The sequence below is a fragment of the Tenacibaculum aiptasiae genome (assembly GCF_965221665.1).
Taxonomy (GTDB): domain Bacteria; phylum Bacteroidota; class Bacteroidia; order Flavobacteriales; family Flavobacteriaceae; genus Polaribacter; species Polaribacter aiptasiae.
The window spans coordinates 302244-316018 of record NZ_CBDCSN010000002.1; the positions used below are offsets into that span (position 1 = coordinate 302244).

The following is a 13775-nucleotide window of genomic DNA, read 5'->3' on the forward strand; positions in this document are numbered from 1 at the left end:
AAAAAGATTGGAGAAATGAAACGTAAATTAATTACCCTAATAATTGTTCTAAGTAACCTTCCTAGTTTTTCACAAACAATAGCTGATTTTTTTGTAACCGTACCAGATAGTTCCATGATGAGCTTATCAAAAGAAAAAAGAAAACAAATTTTGAGATATTCATCTGATAACTTAACAAAAGAAGACGCTTATAAAGATTTAAGAGAAACTAAAAATCTCTATGCTTTTGATGTTTTTGATAAAAAAAATGGATATCTAAGAATGATAGGTGCATTTGAAGGTCAAGTTCAAATGTGTTATTGGAGTTTAAAAAATGGCAACAAATTAATTGCAATATATATTGAGGGCTGTGGTCCTGTCTGCTATATAGAACAATTTGATTTTTATGAATATGATGGTGTAAAATTCAATCCCATTAACTGGAAATCTATAATCCCTGAGATTTATAATGATTTTCTTGGAGCTGATTATAAAAAGAAACTAAAAACATTAAAAGAGCAAGATATTTTGGCTACTCTATTATTTGAGTTACCTAGAAATGGTAAAAATATCATAGGGAAATGGGGAAATGAAGATTCTCAAAAAGTTTATAGAAATTTTAGTATTGGTGATCGAATGAACTTGAAATGGAATGATGGAAGTTTTTTAAAAGGAAATATTTACTGGAAATAATAAACTGGAAACCTTTATCCATAAATTTAAAAGCCACCCTATTCTTAGGATGGCTTTTTTTGAATTATTTACAATTAGAATTAATTCCTTTAAAAAACGCTAATCTATAAGCGGTTTCATGACCTATTTTTTGAGACATCCACTCCTTCCAGTTATTTGAGTTTTTATCTGTTGGTTCGCTACCCAACACACAATTACCAGTTAGCATAGTATACATATAAGCTGCTGTGGCTTTATCTAAGTTTCCATGCATATGCCAGTTATCGCTATAAGCAGATTGAGAAGGAATCGCTTCTTTAAGTTGTGCATACAAAGTACGAATAGGTATGGCACGTGCATTTGGTAATTCAGATTTTCTAACCATATATAATGCAGTACCTAAATCTGTACTATTATTTGTTTCGTTATAACGTTTATCCAAACCATAAAGCATTGATGTGTTTCCATGATTCCCATTGTCTTGCATTGGGAAACCAAAAGAAAAATCGAATTTAGTTGGATCTATTTTATAACGTTTGTTAGGTTCAAAATTTGTATTAGCTCTTCCATAATTAAAATTAATAGGAGGTGTACCGTTCTTTACAAGAGTTCTACTTGATTTGTTAAAAATCCATTTTAATCCATTCAAAATACCATTTTCAGAACTAGTACCAGTATGATTGTAGTTTAATACATTATCACTTATATCACAATTCATAAAAGGAGATATAAAAGTAGGATTACCTGAATAATGCTCCTTATTTTTTTCTTCATTTTTAGTTTTTAAAACAATATCTGCAATACTATTATCATATTCATATTTTGAAGTTGTAGCATTTTTATCTAAAATATGAGTATAAATAGCAGCAGCAGCTAAATAAGCTCCATTTGGAGTTGGATGCGTTGTAGCTTTGTCTTTTTTTGAACTTGGAAGATTTTCCCAAGACAATCCAGCAGGAATAGTTTCTATGTCTGTACCATCAGCTGTACGATAGGTATATTCTGAAAAATGATTAATTGAAGCAGTTAAAGTTTCATCTTTAGACCATTGCATTAAAAGTAATGGTTTAGCACCACCTTCAGCAACTTTTTGAGCAATTTTATGAACACCTAAAGAATAGTATCCTGGTAATTTAGCAATGATATATGGGTCAGCAGTAATTACAACATAATCCCATTTTTTAGCATCTTTACTAGCTAAATTATTAAATCTTTTTTCCTGATTTTCTGGCCAGTAGTAATATTGTAATAAAGAATGCGCAAAATGATTTTCATTATATGTATTCACACTTTGACCTAAACCATAAGTAACTACTTTACTTTTATAAATATCTTCAAAAGAAATAGTTACTTCTAAGTTATGAGACGCGTCTTGTGTTAGAATATTCTTTAACTCCTCTCCTATTTTATCTGAAGAGAATGCACTAACATTGGAATTTATAGATTTACTTGATCCAATGATTAGAATATTAAGTTTTCCATCTTTATTTATATCAGGATTAACCGTTGTATTAGGTGGAGGATTTTGATCAGATGGCAATGAAGAATCATCTGAACAACCTGTAAGAAACAGAATTAATGTAGTTAAATAAATTAACTTTAAGGGATTGTACAAAAAAGGGGTAGTTTTCATAAGTTTTTTAAATATAAAATAATAAATATGAAATCTTATATAATATTTTTCAACTACAGTTTATAGAAAAATGTTATGTACTATAACTGATTCTTAAATAAAAAAAGTTATCAACTCAAGACAACTCTTTTCTTTGATAACATTAAATTCTTAAAAAGTAATTTGTTTTATATTATTGCTGATTTCACCATATAAAACGATTGAGTTTTTATTTACCCTACTAAAAAATATAGTTTTTAAAAGGGTGACTGGATTCTTAAAATAAGAAAAGAGGTTATCACCTCCAGACACCTCTTTTCTATGACAACATTTAATTCTTGATAAAGTAATTTGTTGTAATTATTAATTTCATTGTATAAAACAACCAAGTTTTTATTTACCCTAAAAAATACTGTAATTTTTAATTTATTATTCATAGTACGTGTAAACTTTAGTTAAATAAGGATTTCCCTTACTTATTTTACGGAACAAATACATCTATTTGATTTTTAATTATTTAGATTTAAAAAATCTAAACTTCAAATTATGATAAAGAATATCTCAAACCTTGGTAACATGCTTAGTAAGCAAGATCAGCAATCAATTAATGGAGGAGCCTCACAATGTTTTAAATATTGTAATCCTCAAGGACAATACATATTTTTTTGTCCGCCACACTGGGATCCAGTTAACATGGGACCATGTCCTTAAAAATAATAGCGGACTTCGGTTCGCTTTTCTTTTTATTATACTCTTTATACTACTACTATTTTCAGTCTCTTTTGTAACGTTTTACTTTTTATAATGACTAATAATTAAATTGCAATTATGAAACCCCAAAAAGAGAAAAGAATTTCCGATTACGATACAACTGGTGAACTAGGTTTTAATGAAATGATTGGTGCTATTTTTTATATGCTTCTAGGAGGATTAACAAAAGACTACAAGTATTATCATCAACTAAAATTTCAAAAGAAAAATATCATTACTGGTTACTTCTTAAAGCTTTTTATTGTTTTTGGATCAATAATATTATTCTATTTTTTGTTGTTTTAACTGCTCTTTGACTCTATTATGTTTTCTATATTTGATAAAAATTAATTGCATGACTGTTTTATACCCTATCCCTTTTTTAATAGTTGCCTTAATAATTCTCATACTTATAATAATACTTATTAGAAAAAAACTCTTAATGAATAAAAACTTCTTTAGAAATTTTCTAATGATTTTTTTATCAATCTCTTTTCTTTCTGCCATTATTTACTATGATTTTGACAAAAATGGAGCTCCGTTTCTTTATCTATGTGGTGCTATTGTAATAGCCTTATCTATTACATATATTAAAGAAGATTAAATACTGTTGCTTACTTAAATTTTGGACATAAAAAGACACTTTAAAAGATGTTTTTGATAAGTATAAAAAAAATGAAATAACTATTTCAAACCAATTTTTCTAATTCAAAATTTCAATTTGAATCTGGTCCAATAATTTGTGAATTACCATATATAGTTCCATTATCAGGAAATAACTTTATATAGTATTCATTTCCATGCCAATTGTTACTTTTAAAGTGTCCAAAAGCATGAACAAGCTCGTCATCATAATAAACATAAAATTTATTCTTTCCATATTCTTTAAACTTCACATCTAATTGATTGCCTTTCTCGAAAACAATCAAAGGAGGCGACAATTCACTAGTCCATTTTATTTTTACTTTATTTATGTCTAAATTATTAGTAGTAACATATAACGAGTTGGGATTCATAAACTCTCTAATTTCGTAATAAAATTCTATATAAATTATTAAAAAAAGTATGGTAAAGAGAGAAAGTACAACTTTTATTTTTTTCATTTTCTATTTTAAATCAAATATAGAAAATTTCAGTTCACCTCAATATCAAAGAGCTTTATCTAATCTTTTTAACAATATAGATATAAAAACTAATCATCAAACGTAGAAGCTACTATAACTGTTAAGTGATAAAAATCATAAAAGCTTCATAACTCTTTTATTATTTTTATTAGTGATAGAATGAGATGTTTAATTAAAAAACAATTCAAATGTTGAAGTATATACTAGCATGGTTTCCTATGATTATTATTGCCATAGTTAACGGATTTTTTCGAGAGAAATTTTTAGTAAACTATGTTGATAAGCTTCAGGCACATCAGTTATCTTCTGTAAGCATGATTGTTTTGTTAGCTATATACAACTGGATTTTATTTAAAATTTTCTTTCCAGCTTCTGTCAATCAAGCAATATGTATTGGACTTATTTGGTTATTATTTACATTAATGTTTGAGTTTTTATTCGGTCACTATGTCGTAGGACATTCTTGGTCTAAATTATTATATGATTACAATATTTTAGAAGGAAGAGTTTGGATTTTTGTTCTAATTTGGATTTCTATTGTCCCCTATATTATTTATCGTATACAAGAGTAATGTATATTAGTGATAACTAATAATTTATTATTTTTGTTTTTATGAAAAACAGCTATGATCAACTTAATATAGAATATGTAGAAACTAAAAAGGTTTCTCTATTCACTAAATTAATTTCCTATATTTTATCGTTAACTATTATATCTATCCCTTTGGTTGAAATAATTCCTGGTTTAGAATATATGCATAATATTTACGATTATTGTATTTATGGATGTTTAGTTTCTTTTGGACCTAACTGTTTTCCTTTTTTCTAAAAAACATACTCTTTTACTTTATTTTCTTTTTATTAAATTTAGATTATGAATAGTTGGTTACTTTGGATATTAGAATGTTCTCTCTTTGCTATAATTGTTTTAATTATTGAGTTCCTTATTGGTAAACTTTTCTCTCTCTTTGGTGAAAAAGAAAAAAAATGGTATTTAAAAAACAAAAAGAAATTTAGCTTTATTAATTATTTGATAATCTTTATTTTGGTTCTTTATTTTGGGTAGTTACTTTTATTTATACCTATTTTATTATTTGTTTCTAAATTTTTGATATAAAAAAACAACACTAAACAAGTGTTGTACTATGCTAAACAATATTTTTAATTGGATTTTCAATCAACTTCATAAGTTGATTATTTGATTATACATATATAAAGCTAAAGAATAAAAGACATATCCCATTATGGTTGGAAATACATATTTATAAAATCCTTTTACAATTTTATTGCTTAAAAAAATTAATGCTTCGGTATAACTAAAGCTATTATCATTCTTCCAAAGAATGAAGAGTAACACTAATAAAAGAAACATACATAAAAGTACAATTCCCAATAAGAAATAATGTATCATATAACAAATGTAAAAAATTAAAACTCTCTGCAATTATTCCTAAGCACTTTTCCTTTTGTAGTATCTAAAAGCTTAAAAAATTATGGTAAAAACTTATTTTTTTACGGTTTTTAAATCGAAAAATCTATTAAATTCTGATTAATTTCGCAACCACTTAAGAGACGTCTTAAGTTCTTTTTCATAACAATTTTCCCACTCAATCTTTGAGTAGGTTCTTTTTTTAATATTTATACCACCTTTATATACTCTTTGTACCTTCAAACGATAAAACTTTGTCTTACATTTTTTTATCACAAAACCTAATTAAGATTATTCTGTGAAAAATAATTTTACACTATTTGTTAATTTTAGTTAAGTAAGGTAAAACCTTACTTTTATTACGGTTTTTTTCTATTAAACTCTTTTACTTATTTATATGTTTGAGGAACTTAAAAATCTATATTATGTTAAAGAACATTTCAAACTTAGGTACTACCCTAAACAAAAAAGAACAACAAACTATTAATGGTGGAAATACTCACTGTGGAATTTTCACGAGACCTTGTCAAGAAGGTTATGGTTTTGATGAAAATTGTCGTTGTATCCCAGAACCAGGAAACTAAAATTAATTAGCGAACTTCGGTTCGCTTTTTTATTCTTTATACTACAATTTCTTTAATCATTTGTTTCTAAATTTTTGACATAAAAAAAACACCTTAAAAAGGTGTTTTATGGTAAATTTTTATGCTTATTCTCTAGCTTTTATTTTTTAATAATTTTTGAACTAAAGCTTTTAACTCTTCTATTTCTTTTTGTTGTTTTTCATTCTTGGATTTCTCCTTTTCCAATTCTTTTATTTTCTTCTCTTGCTCAATTGTATATAATGTTAATTCTTCAATTTTTTGTAATAATTTAGAATCCATTTCTCCTAGAAAAATTCCATTATTAGCTACTTCTTTTGCACTTGGAATATCTTTTAAATGTCCTTTTTCTTTTATATGTGTTTCTACTTCTTCTAAAGTAGGTAATTTATAATTATCATAAAAAACAAAATCAGACCAACCTGTTTCAACTTTTATTTCTTTTGCTCTTATATTTCCGTTCACTGCTAATTTCCATGCCCCTGGATCTACTGTTCCGATTCCAACATTACCACTGTTTCCTTTTATAACAAACGTTTCCTTCATAACATTATCTACATTGCGTCTAAATAATACATCACCATATGGTGTATTCGATATAGCATTATGCTTAGAATCAAAATAAGTGACTGCGGAATTAGGATTATATGAAATATGATATCCATGATTAATACCCCAATCCAATTTAAGACTTGAATTGTTTGCTAAATTTGTACTTCTTATTCTCAAGGATGCATTGCTATCTACAATCTCAAGTTTCTCTGATGGACTGGTTGTTCCGATACCTACTACTCCCGATCTATTTACTGACATCACAACTTTATTTGTACCATGGGACCAAAATCCAAGATTACCATCTTTAACAACTGAACTGGGACCACCAGCATAAATAGCCCAACCTAGATTTCCATTTGTTACCTGAGAAGCTGTTGGCTTTAATGTTATTCCAGAACCAACAGAATTTCCATTTTCAAAAATAACACCAGAACCAGAAGAATTATCCCATTGATTACTTAAAACGTGTAAAGATCTAATTGGGTTTGATGTTCCAATTCCAACATGACCGTTATATTTAATTCTAAAACGCTCAATAGAGTTATCAAAATTAAAACCTCCGGAAGCATAAACTAAATCTTTGCTACCTTTTTCAAAGCCTAAAATTCCTCTTTCTGCTACTCCACCTTCGGCCCAATAAATATAACCTGAATTTCCTGAATTAGGTCTTAAATGTAAAACTTGATCGTTATCAGAATTATAAATTGTTAGTCTATCTTTAATTTGTAAGCTTCCATTTATACTTTCATTTTGAGCCTTAACTCCCAAACTGATTCCCATCATAGCAATGACAGCTATTTTAATTTTTGTTTTCATAATAATTTATTTTTTAGAAGTGCAAAAATAAACTTTTTACTCACCAGAATTACATCAAAGAACCTTTCAATTTTAGCATCTAAAAACCTAGAGTAATTTTATTTTTATACTTTTGATAAAATCTATTTTTTTTATGGAAAAGAGCAAAGACAATAAAAAACTATTCATAGGTATTCTAATTGGTGTTTTTATTTACAAAATTATCAGTGAATTATTTAATTACTTTTTCTAATAGGTAAATAACTTCTGTTATTTTAATTCAAGTAAATAAACTAAAGAACATTTCAAACTTAGCTACTACTCTAAACAAAAAAGAACAACAATCTATTAATGGTGGGAAAGCATGTTTTCCATTCGACCCTTGCGGAGTAAATGAAAAATGAGATTTTGGTTTATACCAATGCGTATTAACCAATTCACAATAATTTATCAGCAAAATTCGGTTTGCTTTTCTTCTTATCTATAAATTAAGTTTACTGAACTAAACAATATCAACCAACTAACGAATAGTTAATCATTTGTTTCCTTAATTACCTTTAATTTGTCCTATATATGATTGAGGGGTTATATATAATTACAGTTTGAAAAGAAATGATAATTAGGGGTTGTCATTTCTTTTCATCCTAATTTTAAAGTCTCTCACCTATACTTTTAAGAATCTTATCTTATTTTTCATTTTGCCCTTTACATTTAATCTAAATTGAATTCCTAACCAATTAAAAATATTTAACATGGTAAAAATTTATTTTTATAAATCTCATTTAAAAGAATTCAATGAGGTTTCAGCTAATTTTCAAGATCACTCAAACATTCAAATTAATTCATCTTATTATGGCATCAACCTAATTGAAACTAAACTAGATACCGATAGTAAAATCAGTCAAAATTCAATAAACTTGTTTATCAAGTATCTTAAGAATAACTGTGGTTTTGTGATTATGTATTAGCGCTTTTCTCAACAAACATTTTATCCCCCTTAAAGACTTGTTATCCATAAAACAACACATTGATTTTCTCTTCTAAACTAACTATCTGTTGCTCCAAAGCAACAATTTCTGCTTGCATTTTTAATTCTCTGTAATAGGAATGCTCTGCTAATTGTAGTTCTAAATCTTTTTTACGCAAACGAATCCATTTTTTTTCGATAATACTCAATGCTTCTTCTTTCAATAATATATTGGAAGCATGCAAGCCTCTTAACCAATGCATTCTGTTTTCTTGTAATTCTTTTAAATTATTCTTCTTGTTTTCTAAAGTTTTTCTTATTCGCCTTAAAAGTTGTTTTAACTCAACGGTACTCTCCTCCTTCTCTTTCTTTATAAATTCCGAGACTTCAGATAATTCTGCTATAGGAACCGACAATGCTAATGCTTTATACAAAACCATTAATTTGTTAAGCTGTGATAAATTCAAGGCTCTACGACCAACCAATACTGAATTTACAAAACTTATAGAACTCCCTATATATGCACTTACTACATGGGTATGAATATTAAAATGCTTTTTTATCTTTCCTATCATTTTGTACAATTTTTCTTTTCCTTTCTTTTTGTTTGTACTTATTTTTTGAAAAATTTTAGTACAATAATTTTTATTCTTTAAAAGTATTTGTACTAATATCCCATAAAAAAAAGCCCAATTAAAATAATTGGACTTTTGCTTTTAAACTACACTGTTATGGTAGCTTTGTAATTTTCTATTTGCAAAATAGCTTCTGTTAATACTGCTACTTGTGCTTCTAATTGTTGATGATCTATTTGATCTTCCAATACATTAATTGCACTATAATTTGCATTCCTGTTTTCTAACGATTTTAACTTGGTTTCTTCTCTTTCTATTTTCAGTTCCAAGTTTCGTTTTTCTTTCTCATCGGTAATTACCTTTAAAGCCGATTCAAAACCAGCTATAATGGCTTTTACACTAATAATTCCCTCTGCTACTGAAGCAGTTTTCTCCGTCTTGTCTTCTAAAGACTCTCCCAAATTTCTAAGTCTTCTTTCTAACAGCGTTTTTTCTGTTTGCGTAATTTTAATTGCCTCATCACATGCAACTTTTGTACTTAGCAATGCTAAATTCAATTCCATAATATATTAATTTTAATGGTTACAATTTTTTGAGAGAGGAGGTGCTTTTTATTTTTACAAACGTTTTTTTTATCAGCTTATTATCTAATTAACTTATTATTAAACAGTTTTTTAACTTTATTAATTCATTATTCTCTAAGAACTAACAAAAATCTAAAAACGAACATTTTTCTATTTATTTTTTATAACCTTTCAAGCTAAAAGAAAACCCTATACACTTTATGCATAGGGTTTTAATTTAAACTATATATTTTTCTAGTGCTTTGGTGCACCTGAATCTCCATCTGGAATAGCCGTATAAACCTCTACACTTATAGGTGTAGCTTGTGATTTTCCATTCACTTCTTTTATCTTAGACACTGTAGTTATACATGTATTTCCTTTACCTCCATCAGTTCCTAAAGAAAGTACTACCTCATTTCCTGAATTATCGATAAATCCAACTATATACATTAAGGGTACTACGGTTAAATTCTTATATGAAACCCCATTATATTCTACTTCTGAGCTGCTTTTAATCACAATTGTTTCATTTGATGTTTGATTTAATTTTAATGGTGCTCCTGCAAACCCCATTAATGGAACCACATTCAATAATGTATTTCCTGTAAAACTAGTTCCGTTATAACTACCTGAAATACTTATTACTGAACCATAATAGCTTCCTGAATTTGGATATGCTTTTTCATATTTACGAGTAAACGTTACTTTTAAAGCATCTTCATTAGATTTACTACTTGGAATAGTTAACACCCAACTTTCTCCACTTTTTTCAAATGTCATGGTATCATCAAAAGTATAAAGTGTTGAATTGCTACCTACCTCTGAAATTCCAAGTGTAACCGTATACTCTTTTGAACCATCCGATTGGGTTTTATATTCTCCTTCTATAGAAAGAAAAGCACTTTCTCCTGAAGAAAGTTCATAGAATCCTGAGAACTTTGCTAATTCTTCACTTGCTATATTTGTTCCGCTTACAGGCATTTTTTCAACAGTTTTTACCATTTGTAATGACCTTGGAATAGATAGCTTTGTATTTTTTAAAGAAAAAAGATCATTACATACCTTACCTCCATTTGCTGAAGTTCCCATAATAATACTATAGTTAAAAAGACCATCTAATGTGCTAAAAGAAAAAACATACATATTTAAATTATAAATAAATACATCCACCTCTTGTAGATGACCTCCATCTCCTCCAATATTGGTATAGTTGTATTGCAAGGTATTATCTGTTCCTATCTTTAATATTTTATCTCCTTTCCCCTTATCTTCATAATAAGTTCCTGCATACATTGCCATAGGGATAGGATTATTATAAGTTGCTCCCTGAATATTTATAGGCGTTTTACTTTGTTCATTCGTAATCTTTCCTTTTAAAGAAGCTGTAATTTCTTGACTATTATCTTCTCGTGTAAAATCAAGTGTAAAACTAGGAACATTACTGTTGTTAGTAGCTTTAGCTATTAATATATTTTCGTTCCAATTTACAGATTCAAAATCTCTATTTGGTCCTGTAAGATGGTAAACTTCTGAAGATGTTCCATCTGCTGAATAAATTAATGATACATGAGGTGTTACCTCTCCATTTTTTACCAATAAGTTTGTATCTACAGTAAGGAAGGCTCCTGTATTGTTAAGAGCATAATATCCATTAAAAGAAATTAATCCTTCTGCTTCTCCTATTGGATTTTCATAAGGAGCATCGCTCTTTGCGATCTTCAATAAATTATTGTGAAGTTCGGCTGTACTTTCTGCTGATTTACTGGTTACTGGTGCTGTTGGGATAGTTAAAGTTGACATAATTAATAAAGAAATTTAGACTGCTATGGCAGCTGGTTAATAAATTCTTTATCAAATTTCAAATAATCAGTGCTACAGAATTAAAAAATTGCTTTAAGACTTTATAAAATTGTAATAAGAGATGAAAAACTTGGCATAAGAGCTCTACCAATTATCTTACTGATAGTCAACACACAATATTTTATAAAAAATGCCATGGTTTATACAAACACATGACATTTAATATCATTTTGGGTTGAATAAATAATATGTTACCTATTCCCAAATAAAAGTATTTCCTGCTATTTGTCTTACAGTACTATAGATTCCCATACATAATGTATAAACTTCTCCATGCTCTAAAGCATCATTAAATTGAAGCTCTCCATTTCCTGTATATGATGATTTTGAAACATTAAACTTTTTACCTTCTATTGCATATTTCTCCTCTTTAATGTCCTTTCCTTTTACCAAGTAAATTTTAACACTAGTATTATTATCAAAAATAGATGGTGGAACATTGTATTCAAAAGAAACTGATTTTGGAAGATTCATATCATAAAAAACAGCTGATGATTCAAACTTTCTTGCTCTTCCTTGAATGATTGTTGCAGTTGCTCCTACTGAATTAACATTAGTATTTGCAAAGTGAGGACCAAATTCTAAGGTATAAATTTGAGTTCTAAAATCTAAATCGTTTGATTCAATTGATCCTTTTACTGGATTTGAAGTAGCAGTATGTTCTTTATAAGTGTTTTTTACTACTTTACCATCTTCATCTTTAATTCTAACAAAATATCCTTTGTTAGAACCGTCTAAAGGTAATACTGCTTCAAAATGAAGCATGCTTCTACCGCTTGTTTTTACTTGTGTAATACTTGTTGTTTGAAGCCATTTACTATCTGCATTGAATTCTTTGTATAACGTTGTTAATTCTTTTAATTGTAAATCCATGATTAAATATTTAGTTTTCTTACTCTATTTTAATAGGCTTTTCAGATTTCGCCTTTTGGATTAAAAAGAATGATAGCAGCTACTCAATCGAATATTTTCTTTTAATCTATTTTGACGCCTTAGTTTAAAAAGGCATTCATACTGCCTACTAGATTTCTAGCATGTAAACATTTAGTATAGAAACGTTCAGCTACTCAAAGTTGGGAAATAATTAAAAAGGAAATGCAAAAAATGATATGAGTAAATAATTTTATGTTGTGAATAATTTGTTTGAGATATGTGAAATAAGAATTACATCAATAAAAAATGCTCTTTTATTGAGTTAAGTAAATAAATTACTATAAAAAAGAAACTTTATAACTCCCTGAATATTTAACATACTTTTCTACTTAATAAGAAACCCTGTACTTTTTCAAGCACAGGGTTCTCCCTTACAAAAGGATAACCTATAGAAAACCTCTTTTCTATAATCTTTCACCCCAATAAAAAGGTGGTTCTTGTTTGTTTCTATTATTTCTATATCGATAACCGTACCTTCCTTTACCTAAATCGAAAGTCAAACTAATTTCATGTGACCCGCTAAGGTATTGGCTTGTATTGGTTAAATAACTCTCATAAGTATATCCAATTTTGGTATTATCGTTTATACGCATTTGTAATAACCCAGCTATCGAGTTATTTAATCTATATGAAATACCTAATTCAATTTGCTTATTATATAATGCTCCTAATGATAAATCTGTAGACATAGGCTCTCCATTTGCATAACGGATCAAAAACGATGGTTTTAACTCAATTTGATCACCTGCTTGAAATTTATAACCTAAAGAGGCATAAAATATAGGACTTTCATTGGCTGAATTTACCGTACTTCCTTCTCTAGTATAATACCTATTTCCCAATAAGTTTAAAGTAGAAAAACTTGCATAAAATTTATCGGTATAAAAGAAAACCCCTGCCCCCATATTAAATTTAAACTCGTTAATATTACTACTAAACAATGCGTCATTCGTAATGCCTAAACTTTGTAAATCTACATTGATAAAACTTCCTCCTGTTTTTAATCCGAAAGACAAGGTTGATTCGTCATTCAATCTAATAGCATAAGAAATATCTCCATATAAATGACTCTCATTTAAAACATAAACTTTATCATAAACTGCTGAAAATCCAATTCCTAAATTATTCCCTAGTCCTCCATGTAAGGTTAATGAACCTGTTTTGGGGCTCCCTGGTTCGTTAACCCATTGACTTCTAACATTTGCTGTCAAAGTAAAGAAGTCATGCATACCTGAATATGCCGGATTTATTAAATTGAAGTTATTATTATATTGTGAATAGAAAGGTTCATACTGTGAATATCCTTCTATTGTTATCATAACTATTAAAATACTTAATACTATTCTAAATTTCATT

16 protein-coding genes are annotated in these 13775 nt (G+C 28.0%); 8 read left to right on the forward strand and 8 right to left on the reverse strand.

Going from position 1 to position 13775, the window contains the following annotated elements; genetic code table 11:
• The first annotated feature begins 15 nt into the window (after positions 1-15).
• Positions 16-672 (forward strand): DUF3256 family protein, encoded by a 657-nt coding sequence (locus ACOQN8_RS01680; protein WP_420551352.1) that lies wholly within the window; start codon positions 16-18, stop codon positions 670-672.
• Positions 673-736: 64 nt separating this feature from the next.
• Here the strand turns inward: ACOQN8_RS01680 and ACOQN8_RS01685 are convergent, their stop codons facing one another.
• Complete coding sequence (locus ACOQN8_RS01685) at positions 737-2284, reverse strand: hypothetical protein (RefSeq protein WP_420551353.1); 1548 nt, start codon at positions 2282-2284, stop codon at positions 737-739.
• 525 nt (positions 2285-2809) lie between these two features.
• On the opposite strand from ACOQN8_RS01685, the gene ACOQN8_RS01690 reads away from it, so the two are divergent.
• The 3 genes from ACOQN8_RS01690 to ACOQN8_RS01700 all read left to right on the forward strand — a co-directional run bounded on the left by ACOQN8_RS01690 (position 2810) and on the right by ACOQN8_RS01700 (position 3617).
• Positions 2810-2974, forward strand: a complete 165-nt coding sequence (locus ACOQN8_RS01690; RefSeq protein WP_175578726.1) for a hypothetical protein — start codon at positions 2810-2812, stop codon at positions 2972-2974.
• 117 nt (positions 2975-3091) lie between these two features.
• Positions 3092-3319, forward strand: a complete 228-nt coding sequence (locus ACOQN8_RS01695; protein ID WP_420551354.1) for a hypothetical protein — start codon at positions 3092-3094, stop codon at positions 3317-3319.
• Positions 3320-3485: 166 nt separating this feature from the next.
• Complete coding sequence (locus ACOQN8_RS01700) at positions 3486-3617, forward strand: hypothetical protein (protein WP_420551355.1); 132 nt, start codon at positions 3486-3488, stop codon at positions 3615-3617.
• A 112-nt stretch (positions 3618-3729) separates the two neighbouring features.
• Here the strand turns inward: ACOQN8_RS01700 and ACOQN8_RS01705 are convergent, their stop codons facing one another.
• Positions 3730-4116: a hypothetical protein gene (locus ACOQN8_RS01705; protein WP_420551356.1), complete on the reverse strand. Its 387-nt coding sequence runs from the start codon at positions 4114-4116 to the stop codon at positions 3730-3732.
• 209 nt (positions 4117-4325) lie between these two features.
• Here ACOQN8_RS01705 and ACOQN8_RS01710 point away from each other — a divergent pair, with 209 nt between their 5' ends.
• From ACOQN8_RS01710 to ACOQN8_RS01720, 3 genes are all read left to right on the forward strand, one after another.
• Positions 4326-4709 carry a hypothetical protein gene (locus ACOQN8_RS01710; RefSeq protein WP_420551357.1) on the forward strand — a complete coding sequence of 128 codons (384 nt, stop codon included), beginning with the start codon at positions 4326-4328 and terminating at the stop codon, positions 4707-4709.
• Positions 4710-4750: 41 nt separating this feature from the next.
• Positions 4751-4966, forward strand: coding sequence for a hypothetical protein (locus ACOQN8_RS01715; protein ID WP_420551358.1), 216 nt, complete (start codon positions 4751-4753; stop codon positions 4964-4966).
• A 1025-nt stretch (positions 4967-5991) separates the two neighbouring features.
• Positions 5992-6150, forward strand: coding sequence for a hypothetical protein (locus ACOQN8_RS01720; protein ID WP_272149964.1), 159 nt, complete (start codon positions 5992-5994; stop codon positions 6148-6150).
• A 132-nt stretch (positions 6151-6282) separates the two neighbouring features.
• Here the strand turns inward: ACOQN8_RS01720 and ACOQN8_RS01725 are convergent, their stop codons facing one another.
• Entirely contained in the window at positions 6283-7539 is a 1257-nt protein-coding gene (locus tag ACOQN8_RS01725; protein ID WP_420551359.1) for a hypothetical protein, read from the reverse strand.
• A 731-nt stretch (positions 7540-8270) separates the two neighbouring features.
• On the opposite strand from ACOQN8_RS01725, the gene ACOQN8_RS01730 reads away from it, so the two are divergent.
• The gene (locus tag ACOQN8_RS01730) at positions 8271-8486 is read left to right on the forward strand and encodes a hypothetical protein (RefSeq protein WP_420551360.1); all 216 of its coding nucleotides are present in this window, start codon (positions 8271-8273) and stop codon (positions 8484-8486) included.
• A 40-nt stretch (positions 8487-8526) separates the two neighbouring features.
• Here ACOQN8_RS01730 and ACOQN8_RS01735 read toward each other — a convergent pair whose 3' ends face one another.
• The 5 genes from ACOQN8_RS01735 to ACOQN8_RS01755 form a co-directional block, all read right to left on the reverse strand.
• A complete protein-coding gene (locus tag ACOQN8_RS01735; RefSeq protein WP_420551361.1) occupies positions 8527-9060 on the reverse strand; it encodes a hypothetical protein in 534 nt (177 codons plus the stop codon).
• Between the two features lie 146 nt (positions 9061-9206).
• Positions 9207-9623, reverse strand: a complete 417-nt coding sequence (locus ACOQN8_RS01740) for a hypothetical protein (protein ID WP_272149968.1) — start codon at positions 9621-9623, stop codon at positions 9207-9209.
• 255 nt (positions 9624-9878) lie between these two features.
• Positions 9879-11426 carry a hypothetical protein gene (locus tag ACOQN8_RS01745; RefSeq protein WP_420551362.1) on the reverse strand — a complete coding sequence of 516 codons (1548 nt, stop codon included), beginning with the start codon at positions 11424-11426 and terminating at the stop codon, positions 9879-9881.
• A gap of 255 nt (positions 11427-11681) precedes the next feature.
• Entirely contained in the window at positions 11682-12359 is a 678-nt protein-coding gene (locus ACOQN8_RS01750) for a hypothetical protein (RefSeq protein ID WP_420551363.1), read from the reverse strand.
• 464 nt (positions 12360-12823) lie between these two features.
• Positions 12824-13774, reverse strand: coding sequence for a PorP/SprF family type IX secretion system membrane protein (locus tag ACOQN8_RS01755; protein WP_420551364.1), 951 nt, complete (start codon positions 13772-13774; stop codon positions 12824-12826).
• Position 13775 lies beyond the last annotated feature (1 nt).

What these genes read in the sequence shown, in the direction of transcription:
- ACOQN8_RS01680 (WP_420551352.1), top strand. Translation starts at nt 16, where the DNA reads ATGAAACGTAAATTAATTACCCTAATAATTGTTCTAAGTAACCTTCCT.
- ACOQN8_RS01685 (WP_420551353.1), bottom strand. Translation starts at nt 2,284, where the DNA reads ATGAAAACTACCCCTTTTTTGTACAATCCCTTAAAGTTAATTTATTTA.
- ACOQN8_RS01690 (WP_175578726.1), top strand. Translation starts at nt 2,810, where the DNA reads ATGATAAAGAATATCTCAAACCTTGGTAACATGCTTAGTAAGCAAGAT.
- ACOQN8_RS01695 (WP_420551354.1), top strand. Translation starts at nt 3,092, where the DNA reads ATGAAACCCCAAAAAGAGAAAAGAATTTCCGATTACGATACAACTGGT.
- ACOQN8_RS01700 (WP_420551355.1), top strand. Translation starts at nt 3,486, where the DNA reads ATGATTTTTTTATCAATCTCTTTTCTTTCTGCCATTATTTACTATGAT.
- ACOQN8_RS01705 (WP_420551356.1), bottom strand. Translation starts at nt 4,116, where the DNA reads ATGAAAAAAATAAAAGTTGTACTTTCTCTCTTTACCATACTTTTTTTA.
- ACOQN8_RS01710 (WP_420551357.1), top strand. Translation starts at nt 4,326, where the DNA reads ATGTTGAAGTATATACTAGCATGGTTTCCTATGATTATTATTGCCATA.
- ACOQN8_RS01715 (WP_420551358.1), top strand. Translation starts at nt 4,751, where the DNA reads ATGAAAAACAGCTATGATCAACTTAATATAGAATATGTAGAAACTAAA.
- ACOQN8_RS01720 (WP_272149964.1), top strand. Translation starts at nt 5,992, where the DNA reads ATGTTAAAGAACATTTCAAACTTAGGTACTACCCTAAACAAAAAAGAA.
- ACOQN8_RS01725 (WP_420551359.1), bottom strand. Translation starts at nt 7,539, where the DNA reads ATGAAAACAAAAATTAAAATAGCTGTCATTGCTATGATGGGAATCAGT.
- ACOQN8_RS01730 (WP_420551360.1), top strand. Translation starts at nt 8,271, where the DNA reads ATGGTAAAAATTTATTTTTATAAATCTCATTTAAAAGAATTCAATGAG.
- ACOQN8_RS01735 (WP_420551361.1), bottom strand. Translation starts at nt 9,060, where the DNA reads ATGATAGGAAAGATAAAAAAGCATTTTAATATTCATACCCATGTAGTA.
- ACOQN8_RS01740 (WP_272149968.1), bottom strand. Translation starts at nt 9,623, where the DNA reads ATGGAATTGAATTTAGCATTGCTAAGTACAAAAGTTGCATGTGATGAG.
- ACOQN8_RS01745 (WP_420551362.1), bottom strand. Translation starts at nt 11,426, where the DNA reads ATGTCAACTTTAACTATCCCAACAGCACCAGTAACCAGTAAATCAGCA.
- ACOQN8_RS01750 (WP_420551363.1), bottom strand. Translation starts at nt 12,359, where the DNA reads ATGGATTTACAATTAAAAGAATTAACAACGTTATACAAAGAATTCAAT.
- ACOQN8_RS01755 (WP_420551364.1), bottom strand. Translation starts at nt 13,774, where the DNA reads ATGAAATTTAGAATAGTATTAAGTATTTTAATAGTTATGATAACAATA.